General features: G+C 63.8%; 16 protein-coding genes. 1 reads left to right on the forward strand and 15 read right to left on the reverse strand.

Annotation, left to right across the window (positions count from 1 at the left end; all coding sequences use genetic code 11):
- Positions 1 to 30 precede the first annotated feature (30 nt).
- Positions 31 to 2034: an ATP-dependent DNA helicase RecG gene (gene recG / locus WC509_01085; protein MFA5006050.1), complete on the reverse strand. Its 2004-nt coding sequence runs from the start codon at positions 2032 to 2034 to the stop codon at positions 31 to 33.
- Between the two features lie 109 nt (positions 2035 to 2143).
- Positions 2144 to 3859, reverse strand: coding sequence for a DAK2 domain-containing protein (locus WC509_01090; protein ID MFA5006051.1), 1716 nt, complete (start codon positions 3857 to 3859; stop codon positions 2144 to 2146).
- A gap of 236 nt (positions 3860 to 4095) precedes the next feature.
- On the opposite strand from WC509_01090, the gene rpmB reads away from it, so the two are divergent.
- Positions 4096 to 4287, forward strand: coding sequence for a 50S ribosomal protein L28 (rpmB, locus tag WC509_01095; GenBank protein ID MFA5006052.1), 192 nt, complete (start codon positions 4096 to 4098; stop codon positions 4285 to 4287).
- Positions 4288 to 4388: 101 nt separating this feature from the next.
- On the opposite strand, the gene WC509_01100 is transcribed toward rpmB, so the two are convergent.
- From WC509_01100 to WC509_01160, 13 genes are all read right to left on the reverse strand, one after another.
- Entirely contained in the window at positions 4389 to 5351 is a 963-nt protein-coding gene (locus WC509_01100; GenBank protein ID MFA5006053.1) for a trypsin-like peptidase domain-containing protein, read from the reverse strand.
- A gap of 13 nt (positions 5352 to 5364) precedes the next feature.
- Positions 5365 to 6654, reverse strand: a complete 1290-nt coding sequence (locus tag WC509_01105; protein MFA5006054.1) for a trypsin-like peptidase domain-containing protein — start codon at positions 6652 to 6654, stop codon at positions 5365 to 5367.
- Positions 6655 to 6740: 86 nt separating this feature from the next.
- On the reverse strand, positions 6741 to 7373 hold the full coding sequence (locus WC509_01110; protein MFA5006055.1) for a thiamine diphosphokinase: 633 nt from the start codon (positions 7371 to 7373) through the stop codon (positions 6741 to 6743).
- Complete coding sequence (rpe, locus tag WC509_01115) at positions 7357 to 8004, reverse strand: ribulose-phosphate 3-epimerase (protein ID MFA5006056.1); 648 nt, start codon at positions 8002 to 8004, stop codon at positions 7357 to 7359. The genes WC509_01110 and rpe overlap by 17 nt, the downstream gene beginning before the upstream one ends.
- A 10-nt stretch (positions 8005 to 8014) precedes the next feature.
- Complete coding sequence (gene rsgA, locus WC509_01120) at positions 8015 to 8881, reverse strand: ribosome small subunit-dependent GTPase A (GenBank protein ID MFA5006057.1); 867 nt, start codon at positions 8879 to 8881, stop codon at positions 8015 to 8017.
- An 88-nt stretch (positions 8882 to 8969) separates the two neighbouring features.
- Positions 8970 to 9509, reverse strand: a complete 540-nt coding sequence (locus WC509_01125; protein MFA5006058.1) for a rubrerythrin family protein — start codon at positions 9507 to 9509, stop codon at positions 8970 to 8972.
- A gap of 82 nt (positions 9510 to 9591) precedes the next feature.
- Positions 9592 to 10731, reverse strand: a complete 1140-nt coding sequence (locus WC509_01130; GenBank protein ID MFA5006059.1) for an ATP-dependent 6-phosphofructokinase — start codon at positions 10729 to 10731, stop codon at positions 9592 to 9594.
- 74 nt (positions 10732 to 10805) lie between these two features.
- A complete protein-coding gene (gene rlmN / locus WC509_01135; protein ID MFA5006060.1) occupies positions 10806 to 11837 on the reverse strand; it encodes a 23S rRNA (adenine(2503)-C(2))-methyltransferase RlmN in 1032 nt (343 codons plus the stop codon).
- A gap of 135 nt (positions 11838 to 11972) precedes the next feature.
- A complete protein-coding gene (locus WC509_01140) occupies positions 11973 to 12821 on the reverse strand; it encodes an ABC transporter permease (protein MFA5006061.1) in 849 nt (282 codons plus the stop codon).
- Positions 12818 to 13732, reverse strand: coding sequence for an ATP-binding cassette domain-containing protein (locus tag WC509_01145; protein ID MFA5006062.1), 915 nt, complete (start codon positions 13730 to 13732; stop codon positions 12818 to 12820). The genes WC509_01140 and WC509_01145 overlap by 4 nt, the downstream gene beginning before the upstream one ends.
- 102 nt (positions 13733 to 13834) lie before the next feature.
- Positions 13835 to 16204, reverse strand: a complete 2370-nt coding sequence (pheT, locus tag WC509_01150; GenBank protein MFA5006063.1) for a phenylalanine--tRNA ligase subunit beta — start codon at positions 16202 to 16204, stop codon at positions 13835 to 13837.
- Positions 16205 to 16217: 13 nt separating this feature from the next.
- Positions 16218 to 17252, reverse strand: a complete 1035-nt coding sequence (gene pheS / locus WC509_01155) for a phenylalanine--tRNA ligase subunit alpha (GenBank protein ID MFA5006064.1) — start codon at positions 17250 to 17252, stop codon at positions 16218 to 16220.
- Between the two features lie 282 nt (positions 17253 to 17534).
- Complete coding sequence (locus WC509_01160) at positions 17535 to 18227, reverse strand: Bax inhibitor-1/YccA family protein (GenBank protein MFA5006065.1); 693 nt, start codon at positions 18225 to 18227, stop codon at positions 17535 to 17537.
- Positions 18228 to 18263: the final 36 nt, after the last annotated feature.

Raw genomic sequence — 18263 nt, forward strand, 5'->3', positions numbered from 1 at the left:
TTAACACCTCTTCAGTAGTATATCATACATTCAGTCCAAATGGTACGCGTCGATCGCCGCCTCGGCCCTGCGTACGAGTTCGCGCGCCAGTCGGTCGGGATCGGCGAACAGCGTCTCGGCGTCGGCGAAGGCCTGTTCGAGCAGGTCGCGGTCCTCGACCACGTTCGCCGCCTTGAAGGCGGGCAGGCCCGTCTGTTCCTCGCCGAAGACGTCCCCGGGACCGCGGCGCCTCAGATCTTCCTCGCTGATCGCGAAGCCGTCGTGGGTCTCAGCCAGGATCGCGAGGCGTTCGCCACCAAGGTTCTCGACGTCAGTCACGAGATGGCAGTACGACTGTTTTCCGCCGCGGCCGACGCGGCCGCGGAGCTGATGGAGCTGCGAGAGGCCAAAGCGGTCGGCGTTCAGGATCGCCATCACCGTCGCGTTCGGGACGTCGACGCCGACCTCGACGACGGTAGTCGCGACGAGGACGTCGGTCTTCCCCTCGCGGAAGGCGGCGACGGCCGCATCCTTCTCGACCGATTTCATCCGGCCGTGGAGCGAGCCGACGGACACGCCCGCCGGCAGATGCTTCTTCACGAGCGCGACCGCGTCGGGCACGCCATAGGCGTCGGTGGAATCATCGGCGGTCACGAGCGGCGCGATCACGTACGCCTGCCTGCCCGCGGCGATCTCGCGCGCCACGTCGTCCATCAGCCGCGGAAAATCGGCGAAGTCGACGATGTCGGTGACGATCGGGATCCGTCCCGCCGGCATCGTCCGGATCGTCGAGACGTCCATGTCGCCGAAGAGGGCGATCGCGAGCGTGCGCGGAATCGGCGTCGCCGACATCACGAGCACGTCCGGGACGTATCCCTTCTCGCGCAGGATCCGGCGCTGGGCGACGCCGAAGCGATGCTGCTCGTCGATCACGACGAAGCCGAGGCGATGGAAGACGACCGGTTCCTGGATGAGTGCGTGGGTGCCGCAAACGACGTCGACGGAACCGTCCGCGAGACCCGCCAGGACGCGTTCGCGCTCGCCGCCTCGGACCGCCCCGGAAAGGAAGGCGACGCGGACGGAGAAGGGAGACAGAAGCCGTTCGAGGGTGGCGTGGTGCTGGCGCGCGAGGATCTCGGTAGGCGCCATGAAGACGGTCTGCTCACCGGCGGTGTGGATCGCGTAGGCCGCGATCGCGGCGCAGATCGTCTTGCCGGACCCGACGTCGCCCTGGAGCAGGCGGAGCATCCGCCGCGGCTTCTTCAGGTCGGCGAAGATCTCGTTGGTCGCCTGCTTCTGGTCGGCGGTGAGTTCGAAGGGAAGCGTGGCGATGAAGGCGCGGACGCGGTTGATGGCGTAGGCTTTGGGAACCGTCGCCACCGCGTCGTTCTTCCGTTTCTGGACGCGGACCGCGAGACCGAAGGCCAGCAGTTCGCCGTACTTGATGCGTCGCGAGGCGCGGTCGATCTCGGATTCGTCCGTCGGCCGGTGGATGTAGTCGAGGACGGTACCGAGCGGTGCGATCCCGCGTTGTTCGAGCAGTCTGGCCGGAATCGTCTCGAAGGCCGCCTCGGGCGCGAGCGGCCGCGCCGTCAAGACGTACTTCGCCATCATCGCATCGGAGACGCCGTCCAGTCCGTAGACCGGAAGGATGCCCTCGCGGTAGCCGCCGGCGAGAACGATCGCGCTGGCGACGAAGACCCGCCGTCCCGGTTCGAACCGGCCGGTCGCGACCAGCTCGGCGCCGGGGATGAGGGCGGATCGGAGGAATTCGCGGTTGAAGACGGCGATCCGGAAGGCGAAGCCGTCGGCCTCGACGTCGACCGAAAGGCGGGTCAGCTTCCTTCTGATGTAGGCGACCGTCGCCTGTTTCGCGACGACGGCGCGGACGTCCGCCTCGACGCCCTCGGCGACGGATCGGGCCGGGGTCGGGAAGTGACGCTCGTACCGGATCGGAAAGGTGAGGACGAGGTCGCGCGGCGTGCGGATCCCGAGTCGATCGAGTTTCGCCGCGGTCGCGGCGCCGATTCCCTTGACGTCGGTGATGATTGCCATCGGATTCCTCCTTTCCGTCGGAACACCCTCCATTGTATCATACGCCGCCCGCAGGGGGCGGACGGAGATGAAAAAAAGACGCCCCGAAAGGCGTCTTGTAGGCGAGGGGTCATTCGACCGAAACGATGTAGGAATAGATCTCCTGGCCGCCGGCGATCGTCTCGACTTCGGCGGAGGAGAGGTCTTCGATGGCCTTGACGAGCACGTCGACTTCGGCGTCCTGGACGTCGGCGCCGTACATCACGGTGACGATCTCGCTCTTCGGGTCGAGCATCCGCTCCATCATTGCGGTCGCGACCGCGAGGCGGTCCTGCGCGCAGGAGACGATCTCGCCGTCGTGGATTCCGATGAAGTCGTTCTTCCGGATCTGGACGCCGTTGTTCACGGAGTCGCGGATCGCGTAGGTGACCTCGCCGGTCTTCACGTGCATGATGTGGTTCTTCATGTCGGTCAGGTTCTTCTCGGCGTCCTGGGTGGCGTCGAACATCGTGAGCGAGGCGTAGCCTTGGGCGATCGTCTTCGCCGGCAGGACGTAGACCTTCTTGTTCTCGATGATCTTCGCCGCCGTCTCGGCGGAGAGGAGCACGTTCTTGTTGTTGGGGATGATGATGACGGAGTCGGCGTCGATCGCGTCGCAAGCCTGGACGAAGTCCTCGATCGAGGGATTCATCGTCTGGCCGCCTTCGATGATGAAGTCGCAGCCCATCTCGATGAACGTCTCCTTGAGGCCGTCGCCGTTGACGACGGCGACGATCGCGTACTTCTTGTGGACGCGGGGGGTGACGCGGGGGGTATGGTCGTGGCCGCAGTCGCACGGTTCGCCGGAGGTTCCTTCGGCGTGCGTCGGCTCGTGCATCACGACTTCGGTGTGCTGGACGGTCATGTTCTCGATCTTGAGGTTGATGAAGAAGCCGAAGCGCTGGCCGAGGTTCAGGACGTCACCGGGGGTCTCGGTGTGGATATGGACCTTGAGGATGTTGTCGTCCTGGACGCAGACGAGGGAGTTCCCGAGGGGACTGATCATCTCGACGAAATCCTTCTGGGAGAACTCGTCGACCTTGGCGATCTGCATGATGAACTCGGTGCAGTAGCCGTAGTTTCCGTCGTCTTTGAAGGCCTCGTGGTTGAGGACCGACTGCGGCCGGGGAGCCTCGCCCGCGACGTGGCCGGGTGCCTTCTGGGCCGCGTCGACGGCGTCGGCGAGGGTCTTGCCCTTGAGCGCGTCGAGCATCCCGCGGACGATCTCGATGTAGCCGGCTCCGCCGGAGTCGATGACGCCAACCTCCTTCAGGATCGGAAGCAGGTCGGGGGTGCGTTCGAGGGAAGCCTCGAGCTCGACCATGTAGGAATCGAACAGGGTCTCGAAGCGGTTCGTGGTCGGGCAGAGCGAGAGCGCCCGGTCGGCGCCTTCGCGGGCGACCGTGAGCATCGTGCCTTCGACCGGGTTGATGACGGCCGCATAGGCTTGCTCCACGCCGTTGCGCAGCGCGTGGGAAAAGGTACAGGTGTCGGCTTCCGCAAGTCCCTTGAGACCGTTGGCGAGACCGCTGAAGAGCTGCGAAAGGATGACGCCGGAGTTGCCCCGCGCCCCCATCAGCATCCCTCTGGCGATCGCCTTCGCGACGACGCCGATGGCCGCTTCGTCGGAAGCGGCAACGGCCTTGGCGCCGGCGGTCATGGTCGCCGACATGTTGGAGCCGGTGTCACCGTCCGGAACCGGGAAGACGTTCAGTTCGTTGATCCGGTCGATGTTGTTGCGAAGCTGGATCGCACCGTTCGTCACCATTTTCTTGAGCAGACGCCCGTCGATCAGGAATGTGTCCATTGGAACCCTCCATGCGAGTCTAGGATCGTGTATCCGTGAACGGCGTCGCGAGTCGCGAGCCGAAAAAACGCCGAAAAGGCAAAAACATCATATCACATCGATTTCGAAAAAGCAATTACTTTGTGTTTCAAAGCCTCCCCCGGGGACGACTTCGAAAAAAGCAGATTTTGCTTGCATTCCCATCATATTATGATAAAATATAGATTGCTGAATCAAGTAGAAACGGAGTGAAACCCATGCCGAGAGTCTGCGTCATCACCGGAAAGAGCAACATGTCGGGGAACCAGCGTTCCCACTCGATGATCGCCACCCGCAAACAATGGAAGGCCAACCTGCAGAAGGTCCGCATCGTCGACGAGAACGGCAACGTGAAGCGCGTCTACGTTTCCGCCCGTGCCCTCAAGAGCGGAAAGATCACGAGAGCCTGACACATTCGCGAGAAATCGCGCCTCTTCGGAGGCGTTTTTTCTTTCTTCCATTCGACCCGAAATCCATGCAAAAAGAGCGCCGATCGGCGCTCTTTGCATTTTCAGAAACCCGTGTCGAAGATCGCGACGACGGTCTTGACGTCGTTGATCGGAATCGAGAAACCCATGCCTTCGATGTCCGTCGTGGCGTACTTCGAGACGTTGATTCCGACAACCTCGCCGGCGAGATTGAAGAGCGGTCCGCCGGAATTGCCGGAATTGATCGAGGCGTCGTGCTGGATGTAGAGGACGGCGCCGTCCCCGGCCACGTCGCGGCCGGTGCCGGCGACGACGCCCATCGTCATCGAACCGTAGAAGTCGTATCCTTTCGGATGTCCGCTGGCGAGGACGATCATGCCGGTCGCGACGGTGTCCGAATCGCCCAGCGCGGCGGGCACGATCGCGTAGGGAAGGTCGGCTCCGGAGAAGCGGAGGACGGCGATGTCGACGTCGGCGTTCGCCCCGAGCAGTTCGCCGGTGACGTACGAGCCGTCGGAAAAGACGATCCGGTAGTTGTCCCCGCCTTCGACGACGTGTTCGTTCGTGATCAGATAGTATGCGTCGGCGACCGCGTCGTAGCGGTAGACGACGCCGCTGCCGAGGGCGAGCCCGTTGACGCCGGCATAGGTCGAGACGCCGAGCACGGAGGCATCGGCGACGAGCACGACCTCGTCGATGCGGTCCTGCAGTTCGTTCGCGACGACCGCGATCGAACCCGATTCGAGCATGGTTTCGAGATCCGCGACGACCTTCGCGTAGATCTCCTCGTAGAGTTCCTCGCCGATGCCGGCGGCGACGCTGTCGTAGACCTCCTGGTAGATCTCGTCGTAGACGTCCTGGTAGATCTGGTCGATCAGGTCGTCGAGGTCCGAGTAGACGTAGGTGCGTGAGGCTCCCGACGACGTCGTCGTGACGGCCGTGAACGTCGTCGCGGCGGTCGTGGTCTCTCCCGAAATCGAACGGACCGCGAAGCCGCCGAGGACGGAAAGGACGGCAAGCGCCAGGATCACGATGATCTTTTTCATGGAAGGATCCTCCTCAGGGTCGCGGCATCAGTTCGATCGCGTCGAACGTGAGATAGCCGCCGTTCCGGTAGACGGTGACGGAGATGACGTCGCCGACGTGGTACTGCTTGAACTGCTGGACGAAATCGTCGGTGTCGACGATGTCGATCGCGCCGATCCGGGTGACGATGTCGCCCGGCTCGACATAACCGTCGAGGGTCGCGCCGTCGCCGACGGCGAGGACGTAGAAGCCGGCCTCGATGCCCTCCGGAAGCGTGATTCCGTAGAAGGTGAAGTAGTCGGGGTTCTGGGCGATGTCGACGAAGGTGATCCCGAGCACGGGCTTGACCTTCGAGACGCCGAATTCCTCGATGTCGTCGCAGATCGCGGACACGAGGTTCGACGGGATCGCGAAGCCCATCCCCTCGATCTCGGTGGCGGCGATCTTGATCACGTTGATCCCGATCACCTCGCCGTCGAGGTTGAAGAGCGCGCCGCCCGAGTTGCCGGCGTTGATCGAGGCGTCGTGCTGGATGTAGTTCACGAACATGTCCTTGACCTCGTCGTTGTCGATGTCGAAATAGCGGTCGAGTCCGGACACGATCCCCATCGTCATCGACCCGTAGTAGTCGAAGCCGGAGGGGTTCCCGACGGCGAGGACGATCGTGCCCTTCGTGACGAGGTCGGAATCGCCGAACGCGGCGGTGGCGTAATCGGTCGCGGACGTGAAGTAGATCACGGCGACGTCGACGGTCGCGTCGACACCGCGCAGCACGCCGTCGTGATACTCGCCGTCGGGCGTAAGGATCCTGAGGGAAGCGGCGCCTTCGACGACGTGGTTGTTCGTGACCACGTAGTACTGGTCTCCGGTGTGCTTGTAGACAACGCCGGAACCGACCGAAACGCCGTTGCCCTGGGCGTCGTAGTTGGCGACGCCGACGACGGCCTGGGCTTCGCCCATGGCGACCGACCGCACCAGTTCGACGATCGAAAGCGGCGTGACGGTGATCGTGCCGTCGACGATCATGGCGACGACGTCGTCCATGATCTGGGCGTAGATCTCGTCGAAACGATCCTGGGACAGGTCGGCGGCGACTTCGGCGTAGACGGCGTCATAGAGTTCCGCATAGATGCGGTTGTAGACTTCCGACCGGATCAGGTCGATGTCGATCGTGACCTCGGTGGTGGTGACGGATACGGTCGTCGCCGCGGTGGTGACGGCGGTCGTGGAGCGGGTGGTCGTCGAGATCGGGAAGACGAACGTGCAGCCGGCGAAGGCCACGGTCGCGATCAGGGCGAGGAACAGGGCAAGGATTCGTTTCATGTGCGACACCTCGTTGGGAATTGCGTCCATTATAGCACCGCGTCCCGCGCATTGCGTGACGCGTGCGTGTTTTTTTGATGAAATCGCTAGCGCCCGCGCGGTTCCGGGTCGTCGGTCTCGATGACGAGCAGACGGCCTTTCGAAAACGCCACTTCGCCCGCGCCTTCGTTGGAGACGCAGAGCGACTCGTGGGTGGCGAGGTAATGGTCGTCGAGTTCGTAGCGGAATCCCTTGATGGACAGCCGGTAACAGTCCTCGAGCGCGAAGAAGGAGACGTACCGCCGGTCGTTCGCGATCCGGTGGACGCCCTTGCGGAGCACGTACATGCGCGTCCGGCCGTCTTCGAAGGAAAGATCGTAGCGCTTCATCAGGTTGACGTTGGCGATCAGGTGGTCGACCCGTCCGCCGATCCCACCGTAGACGACGATCTCGTCGTAGACATGGTGGTTGTGCACGTAGTCGACGGCGAAGGCGAGGTCGGTCATGTTCTTGTCGGCCGGCAGTTCGACGACGACCTTCGCCGTGGTTCGGACGCGGTCGACGTTTCCCGGATCGATCGAGTCGAAGTCGCCGACGGCGAGATCGATCGGCAGGTTCGCTTCGAGCATGCGGTCCAGTCCTGAATCGACGCCGACGAGCAGATCCCCCTCCTCCTCGCGGTAGAGGCGGGACACGTCGTAATCGTTCGGTCCGGCGAAGATCTTAACCCTGACGGCCATGGGCGAGCTCCGCGATCGCGTTTTCGCGATCGGCACGATTGAAGATGAACGATCCGGCGACGACGACGTCGGCGCCGGCGGCGCGGACGATTTCGGCCGTCTCGGCGTTGATCCCGCCGTCGACCTCGATCAGGAAGTCGAGGCCGCGAGCGCGGCGGATCGCGGCGAGCCGGGCGATCCTGTCCGCCGCCGCGGGCAGGAACCGCTGCCCCCCGCGTCCCGGTTCGACCGACATGACGAGGACGAGGTCGGCGGATCCGAGGTACGGTTCGAGCGCGGCGACGGGCGTCGCGGGCTTGATCGAGACGCCGGCCTTGAGGCCGAGCGCCTTGAGCGCGGAGAGCGCCGCGGCCGGGTCGGCGACCGCCTCGAGGTGGAAGGTGACGGAATCGGCGCCCGCGGCCGCATAGTCGGAAAAGGACGCCTCCGGGGCGACGGTCATCAGATGGCAGTCGAAGAACCGGTCGCTCTTCGGCCGCAGGGCGCGGACCAGTTCGTGGCCGTACGTCGCCGCGGGCACGAACCTTCCGTCCATCACGTCGAAGTGGAGCCAGGCGGCGGATGCGACGGAGGTGATCTCGTTGTCGAGGTCGTTCATGTCGGCGGTCAGGAAGGATGGGGCGACGATCATCGGACTCACCTCAGTATTTCGGCTTCAGGTTCCTGATCTCCTCGCGGATCCTCAGGTAGTTGGCGTGACGTTCGGGCAGGATCGTCCCGGCCGCGACGGCGGCCTTGACGGCGCAGCCGGGCTCGTGGTCGTGGGTGCAGCCGTTGAACCGGCAGCGGTCCGCGACGGCGGTGAAGTCGGGATAGAGGTCCTGCAGGGTGGCGAGCCGGACGCCCTCGAACTCAAGCCGCGAGAAGCCCGGCGTGTCGGCGATCCAGCCGTCGGAGAAGGGGATCAGCTCGACCGTGCGGGTCGTGTGCTTCCCGCGCCCGAGCGCCTGCGAAATCGCGTCGGTGGCGCGGTGCAGGGTGGGGTCGACGGCGTTCAAAAGGCTCGACTTGCCGGCGCCGGTCTGGCCGGCGAGGACGCTCGTCCTGCCCCGGAGATGGGGCTTGAGGGCTTCGGCGCCGTCGGTTTCGAGCGAGTTCACGAACAGCACCGGACAGAACGGCTCGTAGAACGAAAGCTTCCGCCGGAGCGTCGACAGTTTCTCGCTTCCGAGGAGGTCGATCTTCGTGACGACGATCAGCGGCGCAACGCCCGCGGCGCGCACGAGGACGAGGAACTGGTCGAGCAGGAGGAAGGAGAAGTCCGGTTCGCGCGCGGCGTTCACGACGATCGCCTGGTCGACGTTGGCGACGGCCGGTCGGACGAGGTCGTTTCGGCGCGGCCGGATCGCGCGGATCGCGCCGTCCGCGACGACGACGTCGTCGCCGACCCTGGGCGATTCGCCCTGGTGGCGGAAGATGCCCGCGGCGCGCAGGTCGACGGTGTTGCCTTCCTTGTCGACGACGGTGTAGAGTCCCCCCGTCAGCCGGATGATCTTGCCCTCGTTCAAGCCGATTCCCCCTTCGAATGCATACCGTCATTATAACCCAAAAGCCATGAAAAAAGAAGACTCGCGTCTTCTCTCTTCGGTATCCGGTTCAGTAACCCTTGACGCGGCGCTCGAAGTAGGCCTTCGGGTGGTCGCACACCGGGCACTTCTCGGGGGCCTTCTTCCCGACGTGGATGTGTCCGCATTCGCGGCAGATCCAGATCGTCGACTCCTCGGATTCGAACACGCGGGCGTCCTGGACGCTCTTCAGGAGGGCGAGATAGCGCTCCTCGTGCTCCTTCTCGATCTTCGCGACCGCTTCGAAGAGGAAGGCGATCTTCGTGAAGCCTTCCGCGCGGGCGGTCTCGGCGAAGCCCTTGTACATGTCGGTCCATTCGTAGTGCTCGCCCGCGGCGCCGTCCTGGAGGTTCTCCGCCGTCGACGGGATCTCGCCGTCGTGGAGCAGCTTGAACCAGATCTTGGCGTGCGCCTTTTCGTTCTCGGCGGTCTCGAGGAAGAAGGCGGCGATCTGGTTGTAGCCTTCCTTCTGCGCGGCCGACGCGTAGTACGTGTACTTGTTCCTGGCCTGCGATTCGCCGGCAAACGCCGCGCGCAGGTTGGCTTCGGTCTTGCTGCCTTTCAGTTCCATGGAATGTCCTCCCGTATGAGATGTGTCGTCTGGCATCATTGTACCATGTTTCCGATCCGTTGGAAAGCCCCCGCGGGCGTGCTCAGTCGCCGAAGCTGATGCCGATGCACTTGGCCGCGGTGACGAGGTCGCCGCGTGGATTGACGACCTTGGCGCCGCCGTGCGAGGTTTCACCCATCACGCCGGAGCCGACGACGTCGACGATGTCGACGGGGACCATCTTGTTGTTCTTGATCGCGACCATCTTGGCGAAGTCGCCGTTGGCCACCATGTCGACGGCGAACGAACCGTAGCGGGTGGAGAGGACGCGGTCGAAGGCGTTCGTGACGCCGCCGCGCTGGATGTAGCCGAGGTTCGTCGAGCGAACCTCCTGGCCGGTGATCGGCGAGACGAACTTCTCGAGCAGAAGCGCGAGCTGCTCGCCGGCGCCGCCGAAGCGGATTGCGTCGGGGGAATCCTCGACGATCTTCTTGACGGTGACGTCGCCGTCGAACGGGCGGGCGCCCTCGGAGATGCAGATGATCGAGAACTTCGAGCCGCGGTCATAGCGTTCGATGACCTGGGCGGCGACCTTCTTGATGTCGTAGGGGATCTCGGGGATCAGGATCACGTCGGCGGATCCGGCGATGCCGCCTTCAAGGGCGAGCCAGCCGGCGTTGCGGCCCATCACCTCGAGGATCATCACGCGGTCGTGGGAGAAGGCGGTGGTGTGGAGCGCGTCGAGGGCGTCGGTGATGTGGTCGAGGGCGGTGCGGTAGCCGAAGGTGATGTCGGTGGCGGGGACGTCGTTGTCGATCGTCTTCGGAATCCCGACGACGTTCACGCCCTTGCGGCCGAAGTCGCGGGCGGAGGTGAGGGTGCCGTCGCCGCCGATGATGACGAGGGCATCGACGTCGTGCTTCCTCAGGTTGGCGATCGCGACGTCCGAAACGTCCTTCTTGACGAACTTGCCGGTCTCGTCCTTCACCTTGTAGGCGAAGAGGTTGTCCTTGTTGGAATTCTTCAGGATCGTGCCGCCCTGGTGGAAGATGCCGGAGACGGTCTTCAGGTCCATCTCGACATACTGGTCGTTGTAGAGACCGTAGTAGCCGCCGATGAAGCCGATGACCTCGTAGCCGTATTTCAGGATCGCCGTGCGGACGACCGAACGGATCACGGCGTTGAGGCCGGAACAGTCTCCACCGCCGGTGAGAAGCGCGATTTTCTTGATCGGTTTTTCCATGTCATTCATCCTTTTTTCTATAAACTATTATATAGTCTACCATCATTCCATCGTTCCGTCAAACGGGATTTTCTTCATCTTTCGCACTGGTCGGCCTTCATCCGGAGCTGACCGCAGGCGGCGTCGATGTCGCCGCCCTGCTCCTTGCGGAGGACGGCGTTGATCCCGCGCTTGGCGAGCCGGTCGTAGAACCGCATCGCCCGTTCCATGTCGGTGCGGGCATACCGGAACTCCCGCACGTGGTTGTAGGGAATCAGGTTCACGTAGGCGTTCAGGCCGCGGATCAGGTCGGAGAGTTCGTCGGCCTGTTCGACGGCATCGTTGACGCCTGAAAGCAGGATGTATTCGAAGGTGACGCGCCGCCCCGTCTTCTCGAAATAGGCGGCGCACGCGGCGATCACGTCCTTGAGCGGATAGGCGCGGTTGATCTTCATGATCCGCGAACGGAGTTCGTCGTTCGGCGCGTGAAGGCTGATCGCGAGGTTCGAGCGGATCGGTTCCTCGGCGTATTCCAGAATCTTCGGGACGATCCCGCAGGTCGAGACGGTGATGTGGCGCTGCCCGATCGCGAGGCCCTTCGGATGGTTCACGATGCGGATGAATTCGACGACGTTGTCGTAGTTGTCGAAGGGTTCGCCGGTGCCCATCACGACGACGTGGGTGACGGTGATCCCGGCGTAGCGTTCGACGGAGGCGACCTGGTTCACCAGTTCGGCGGGCGTCAGGTCGCGCACCTTCGCCTGCAGCCCGCTCGCGCAGAACGAGCAGCCCATGCTGCATCCGACCTGGCTCGAAACGCAGACGCTCATGCCGTAGTCCTGCATCATCAGGACCGTTTCGACGGCGAGGCAGTCGTCGAGGAGAAAGAGGAACTTGCGCGTCCCGTCGGTGGCGGTCTGCTCGCGCTTCACGGAAAGCGGCGCAAACGAATAGGCGGATTCGAGATGGGCGCGGAGATCCTTCGAAAGGTTGGTCATCTCGGCGAAGGAGGCGACCTTCTTCTGGTAGACCCATTCGAAGACCTGGGTGGCGTTGAACTTCTTGAAGCCGGCGTCGACGAGCCGGGATGCGAGGGCTTCGAGGGTGAAGCCGTAGAGGTCGAGCATGGACGGATCCTTTCCGACGGAACGCGCGCCGCGATCGGCGGCCGGTCCGTGCCAACATCATTATATCACGAGCGTCCGCGACTGACGACGGGACGAACGAAAATCGGCCGTCCGCGGGGACGGCCGATCGGCGGATCAGCTCTTGTGCTTGCGTTGCGACACGACGACGATCGACAGTCCGTAGAAGACGACGACGGTCGCGGCCAGGATGAGGAGGTGGCCCCAGACCGGCATGATCGTCCCGCCGTAGTCGAAGTCGACGCCGAGGAAGGTGCGGATCTCCGCGGGCAGGTCCTGGAGCGGGACCGCCTCGGCGATCATGATCTTGCGGAAGAGGACGGCCGCGTGCGACACCGGGAAGATCCGGATCACGGCCTGGACGGCTTCCGGAAGGACGCCCATCGGGATGTAGGCGCCGGTGAGGAAGCCGACGATCGTCCCGAGGATCGTCGATACCGTCGAAAACGCGTTCGCGGTCTTGAGGAAGGTGGTGACGAAGAAGACGAAGGCGCTCGAGGCGGAGACCGAGAGGACGACGAGTCCGACCAGCCGCAACAGCGCGGACAGCGAGACGAGTTCGCCGCCGTTCACGACGATGTACGTTTCGGCGAGGACGAAGGTGAAGCAGGTCATGACGATGCCGATCACGATCGACGAGAGCACGTAGGCGAGCACGAGCTGCCAGTGGCGGACGGGCGAGACCTCGAAGTCGCGGATCAGCTTCTTCTGGGTATCGTCGACCATCGTGCCGAATGCGCCCATCGCGGTCGTGATCGAGGCCGCCGCGATCACGCCGCCCATGATCCACGAATCCATCATGAAGCGCCCGTTCTCGCCGGCGTACTGGCCGACGTCGGCCATCGTGTTCCCGAGGAACATGAGGTAGAGGCCGATGATGATGATGACGCCGAGCATCGAGAAGAAGACCGAGGCGCGGTCGCGGAAATAGACCCGGAGATTGCGTCGGAGCAGCGAGAGGATCATGCGCGGATCTCCTTTCCGGTGATGCCGATGAAGGCGTCGTCCATCGTGCCGTTCAGCACCTGGAAGCCGGCGACGTTGCCCGCGAGGATCCCGAGGATCGGGAGCGCCTCGACCGTCGCCCGGAGCGTGACCACGATCAGGTCCGCCTGTTCGGTGAAGGCGACGCCGGCGGCCGTCAGATCCGAAAGCGCCTTGGCGCGGTCGACCGGCTTGATCTCGAGGCGGTCGGACGAATGCCTGTCCTTCAGTTCCGCGGGCGTGCCCTTGGCGGCGATGACGCCGTCGTCGATCACGATCACGAAGTCGGCCTTCTCGGCCTCCTCCATGTAGTGGGTCGTGAGGAAGATCGTCATCTTCTCCTCGAGGCGCAGGAGTTCGATCATGTCCCAGACGTTCTTGCGCGTCTGCGGGTCGAGTCCCGTCGTCGGTTCGTCGAGGAAGAGGATGCGCGGGCGATGGACCAGCGCCCGGGCGATGTCGCAGCGGCGCCGCTGGCCGCCGGAAAGCTTGCCGTAGCGGCGGTCGGCGAGGTCCCCGATCGAAGTGACCTTCATCGCCGTGGCGACGTTCTTCTCGAGTTCGTCGCGGCCGAGGCCGTAGATGCTGCCGCGGGTGAGGAGGTTCTCCCTGACCGTCAGGAGCGGATCGAGCACCGACTCCTGGAAGACGATCCCGATCCGGTCCCGGATCTTCTGGTCGTCGCGGCCGACGGCGAGTCCGTCCACGAGAATTTCGCCGGCGTCCATGTCGAGGAGCGTGCAGATGATGTTGATGGTGGTCGTCTTCCCGGCTCCGTTCGGGCCGAGGAAGGCGAACAGTTTTCCCGCCTCGACGTAGAAGTCGATGTTGCGGACGGCCTTCACGGACCCGTAGTTCTTCACGAGGCCCTTGACTTCGATGATCTTGTCCATGGTCACGCTCCCTGTTCGTTTTCGGTTTCCATTATAGCATATCGACATCGCCGAAAGGAGTGAAAAACAAAAATCAGCCGCCCGTCGGACGGCTGATCGATTTCAGGAACGCAGGACGGCGCCGACATCGTTCGCAAGCGCCTTGACGAGGCGCTGGACGAGGGCGTCGATGGCGGCGGTTTCGAGCGTCTTCTCGTAATCCTGGAAGGAGAGCGCGAGCGCGACCGACTTTTTGCCGTCCTCGACCTTGTCGCCTTCGTAGACGTCGAATACGGTCGCGTCGGAAAGCGTCTTCCCGCCGGCCTTGCGGAGGGAGGAGAGGATCGCGGATGCCGGGACCGCGCGGTCGACGACCACCGCGACGTCGCGGCGGACCGCCGGGAACTTCGCGATCTCCCGCATGAGCAGGTCGGGCTTTGCGGCCGCGGCGAGCGCCGCGAGGTCGAGTTCGAACACGAACACGTCGGGAAGATCCCGGGCGGCGGCGAGGTTGGGATGGAGTTTGCCGACGACGCCGATCCGGTTCTCTGCGGCGTCGATTTCGGCCGAGACGCCGGGATGAAGCGCCGCCGGCGCGATCGTCGGCTTGACGAAGAGGACGTCCTTGACCGACAGGGCGGTGAAGAGCGCTTCGAGGATGCCCTTGACGGCGAAGAAGTCGAACGGTTCGTTCTTGCCCTGCCACGCCGATTCCTCGCAGTTTCCCGTCAGTGCGCCGGCGATCAGTTCGGTCTCGCCGGAAAGCGCGTAGCCCTTGCCGAGCTCGAACAGACGGACGTTCTCGGCCTTGCGCTTGAGATTGTATTCGAGGACTTCGAGCAGCGACGGGACGAGCGAATGGCGGAGCGTGCTCCGTTCCTCGCTCATCGGATGAAGGAGTCGGACGACGGGACGCGGTCCGGCATCGAAAGCGGTCGCGGTCGCCGGGGCGACGAGCGAATAGGTGACGACTTCGTCGAGACCGAGCGCGGCGAGGGTGTTGCGGATCAGCCGGCGGCGCTTCTGCGCCTCGGTCAGATGACCGTTGAAGGCGGCCTTGTGGAGCGATGTCGGGATCAGATGATAGCCGCTGATGCGGACGACTTCCTCGATCAGATCCTGATCGGTGCGGACGTCGGGACGTCGGGTCGGGACGTGCACGGCAAACACCCCGTCCTTGAAATCGTAGGCGAATCCGAGTCGGTTCCAGACGTCGGCGACCTCGGCGGCCTCATAGGTCCGTCCGGTGACGGAGGCGAGCTTGCGGAGCGGAAGGTCGACCGTCGACGGAACGAGCGACTGCGTCTCGACGAAGGAGACGCCCGACAGGACGCGGCCGTCGGCGAGAACCGCGAAGAGCTCGGCGGCGCGGTCACAGGCGAGCCGCGTGCGGGCCGGATCGAGACCGCGTTCGAAACGGATCGACGATTCGCTCCGCAAGTCGAGGCGCTTGGAGGTCTTGCGGATCCGGAACCCGTCGAAGACCGCGCTTTCGAGCAGGATGTCCTTCGTCTCGCCGTCGACCTCGGTGTCGAGTCCGCCCATGACGCCCGCCAGAGCGATCGGTCGGATTCCGTCGGTGATGACCAGATCATCCGGTAAAAGGGGGCGCTCCTTGCCGTCGAGGGTCCTGAGGACGGCAGCGTCGCCCGCGGTACGGACGACGATGGCGTTCGTGCCGACCTTGTCGAGATCGAAGGCATGGAGCGGCTGTCCCGTCTCCAGCATGACGTAGTTGGTGATGTCGACGACGTTGGAGATCGGACGGACGCCGGCGGCGATCAGCCGCGCCTTCATCCAGAGCGGGCTCTCGCCGACCTTGACGCCGCGGATGACGCGGGCGTAATAGGACCGGCAGGCGGGCGATTCGACCGTGACCCGGACCGGATTCGGTTCGACGTCCTCGCGGATCCGGGGCGGGGCGAACACGGTCCGCCCGTCCTCCATCGCGGCGACGTCGTGGGCGACGCCCATCATCGAAAGCAGGTCGCCGCGATTCGGCGTGAGGTCGAGTTCGATGACTTCGTCGTCGAAACAGAGGACCTTGAGCGGGTCCGTGCCGGGGACGGCGACGTCGGGAAGGACATGGATGCCGTCCTCCTGATGGTACTTGTGGTCGATGCCCAGTTCGTCGAGCGAGCAGATCATTCCGTTGGACTCGACGCCGCGGATCTTCGAACGGCGGATCCGGAAGTCGCCGGGAAGGACCGCGCCCTCGAGGGCGACGACGACCTTCTGGCCGGCGGCGACGTTCTTCGCGCCGCAGACGATCTGCAGGACCTCGCCGCCGATGTCGACGGTGGTGACGTGGAGATGGTCGGAATCGGGATGGTCGGCGCAGGTGAGCACCGCACCGACGACGAGGCCGGTCGCGGTGGAGAGTTTCTCGTGGGATTCGATCTCGGCGCTCATGAGATTGAAGCGCTTGACGAGCGAAGTTCCTTCGAGCGGGACGTCGACGAGTTCGCGAAGCCAGTTGAGCGATACGCGCATGGAAATCCCCTCCTTACCGGAACTGCCTGACGAAGCGCAGGTCGTTCGTATAGAAATGGCGGATGTCGTCGATGCCGTGCTTCAGGATCGCGATCCGCTCGACGCCCATCCCGAGCGCGAATCCCTGGTAGGCCTTGGAATCGTACCCGGTCGCCTCGAGGACGGCGTTGTTCACCATGCCGGCGCCGAGGATCTCAATCCAGCCGGTGCCCTTGCACATCGGGCATCCCTTGCCGTTGCACTTGTGGCAGGTCACGTCGACCTCGACGGAAGGTTCCGTGAACGGGAAGAACGACGGACGGAGGCGGATCTGGCGATCCTCGCCGAACATCCTGCGGGCGAGGATGAGCAGCGTGCCCTTGAGGTCGGCGAGGGTCACGTCGCGGTCGACGACGAGGGCTTCGATCTGCATGAACTGGTGGCTGTGGGTCATGTCGTCGTCGTCGCGGCGGTAGACCTTGCCGGGGCAGATGATCTTGACCGGCTGGTTCCCGCCCGCCTCGAGGAGCGTCCTGACCTGGACCGGCGAGGTGTGCGTCCGAAGCAGCAGTTCCTCGCTGATGTAGAAGGAATCCTGCATGTCGCGCGCCGGGTGGCCCTTGGGCAGGTTGAGCATCTCGAAGTTGTAGAGGTCCTGCTCGATCTCCGGACCTTCCTTGACGGTGTAGCCCATCCCGACGAAGAGATCCTCGATCTCCTCGATCGTACGCGTCAGGAGATGGCGCGCCCCCGACCGGACGACGCGTCCGGGAAGGGTCACGTCGACGGCTTCGCCGGCGAGCTTGGCATCGACGGCGGCACGCTCGAGTTCCTCGCGCTTTGCCTCGAAGCGGGCCGTCACGTCGTTCTTGGCCTCGTTCACGAGCGCGCCGAAACGCGGCCGCTCTTCGTTCGTAAGCGACTTCATCTGATTCATGAACTCGGCGAAGGGACCCTTCTTGCCGAGGTATTTCGCCTTCAGTTCGGCGAGCTCGACGGCGTTGGTCACGCCCGAAAGCGCCGTTTCGGCCTCCGCGGCGAGGGCCGCGAGCTGTAATCTGACATCCATCTGTAAAACCTCCTGGAAATGAAAAAAGGAACCGTCCGTAAAGGGCGATTCCTCTAGAACCGTGGTACCACCTTCGTTCCGGCGAACCGGCACTCGGCATCGTTAACGCCGATGGACGGGGACGATTGATCCCGCTCGGAAGACGAATTCGCCGGAAACGGTCCGGAACGCTTTCAGCCGCGGCGTTCCTCTCTGGAGGGTCGTTTCAACCCGGTTACTGGTTCTTCCTCAACGCTTTGTGATTACCATCATTATATCCACTTCGGCGCGGAATTACAACCCTTATCGGCGACGCCCCGCGAAAATCGCGAGCAGGCGCAGGATCTCGACGTAGAGCCAGACGAGCGAGACCATCAGTCCGAGGGCGAGGGTCCATCCGACGGAACGGTCGAGTTCCATCGAGACGGCGCGCTGGATGTTCGCGAAGTCGAGGAACAGATACATCGTCGCGATGACCGCGGACAGGATGCAGATCAGGTAGTAGAGCGAGGGCGACTTGGTGAAGACGAGCACGATCGACATCACGATCATCGAGATCAGCGCGACGACCAGGAACTGCGTGAATCCCTGACCGACGCGGACGACGTTCATCGACGTCAGGATCATCATCACCGCGAGGACGATCACCGTCGTCGAGACGGCGGTGAAGACGATGCCCTGGTATTGGGTCTCGAACAGGAACGAGAGCAGTCCCAGGACGAAGCCCTCGGCGACGGCGTAGACGGAGGCGAAGAAGGCCGCCGCGCGCGGGATGAAGATGCCGAGGAGGGAACTGACGAAGGCGACCGGGAGTGCCGCGAAGAACAGCCAGTCGGGAAGCACGTCGACATAGACGACGCCGAGCGTCCCCGCGATCGCCGTGAGCAGGACGAGGAACGCGGTCTTGCCGGCGACGCCGGCGTAGGTGACGGGTTCCGCCGACGCTTCCGTGCGGAAGGCGGCGCGATAGACGGGATTGGAAGTACGCAGAATCATGGTCGAAGACCCCTTTCTGTACACGGACGATGATAC

It is taken from the genome of Candidatus Izemoplasmatales bacterium (genome assembly GCA_041649275.1).
Taxonomy (GTDB): domain Bacteria; phylum Bacillota_I; class Bacilli_A; order Izemoplasmatales; family Hujiaoplasmataceae; genus UBA12489.

Excerpts from the sequence above, each read along its gene's own strand:
- recG (MFA5006050.1), bottom strand. The coding sequence starts at position 2,034 with ATGGCAATCATCACCGACGTCAAGGGAATCGGCGCCGCGACCGCGGCG.
- WC509_01090 (MFA5006051.1), bottom strand. The coding sequence starts at position 3,859 with ATGGACACATTCCTGATCGACGGGCGTCTGCTCAAGAAAATGGTGACG.
- rpmB (MFA5006052.1), top strand. The coding sequence starts at position 4,096 with ATGCCGAGAGTCTGCGTCATCACCGGAAAGAGCAACATGTCGGGGAAC.
- WC509_01100 (MFA5006053.1), bottom strand. The coding sequence starts at position 5,351 with ATGAAAAAGATCATCGTGATCCTGGCGCTTGCCGTCCTTTCCGTCCTC.
- WC509_01105 (MFA5006054.1), bottom strand. The coding sequence starts at position 6,654 with ATGAAACGAATCCTTGCCCTGTTCCTCGCCCTGATCGCGACCGTGGCC.
- WC509_01110 (MFA5006055.1), bottom strand. The coding sequence starts at position 7,373 with ATGGCCGTCAGGGTTAAGATCTTCGCCGGACCGAACGATTACGACGTG.
- rpe (MFA5006056.1), bottom strand. The coding sequence starts at position 8,004 with ATGATCGTCGCCCCATCCTTCCTGACCGCCGACATGAACGACCTCGAC.
- WC509_01125 (MFA5006058.1), bottom strand. The coding sequence starts at position 9,509 with ATGGAACTGAAAGGCAGCAAGACCGAAGCCAACCTGCGCGCGGCGTTT.
- WC509_01130 (MFA5006059.1), bottom strand. The coding sequence starts at position 10,731 with ATGGAAAAACCGATCAAGAAAATCGCGCTTCTCACCGGCGGTGGAGAC.
- rlmN (MFA5006060.1), bottom strand. The coding sequence starts at position 11,837 with ATGCTCGACCTCTACGGCTTCACCCTCGAAGCCCTCGCATCCCGGCTC.
- WC509_01140 (MFA5006061.1), bottom strand. The coding sequence starts at position 12,821 with ATGATCCTCTCGCTGCTCCGACGCAATCTCCGGGTCTATTTCCGCGAC.
- WC509_01145 (MFA5006062.1), bottom strand. The coding sequence starts at position 13,732 with ATGGACAAGATCATCGAAGTCAAGGGCCTCGTGAAGAACTACGGGTCC.
- pheT (MFA5006063.1), bottom strand. The coding sequence starts at position 16,204 with ATGCGCGTATCGCTCAACTGGCTTCGCGAACTCGTCGACGTCCCGCTC.
- pheS (MFA5006064.1), bottom strand. The coding sequence starts at position 17,252 with ATGGATGTCAGATTACAGCTCGCGGCCCTCGCCGCGGAGGCCGAAACG.
- WC509_01160 (MFA5006065.1), bottom strand. The coding sequence starts at position 18,227 with ATGATTCTGCGTACTTCCAATCCCGTCTATCGCGCCGCCTTCCGCACG.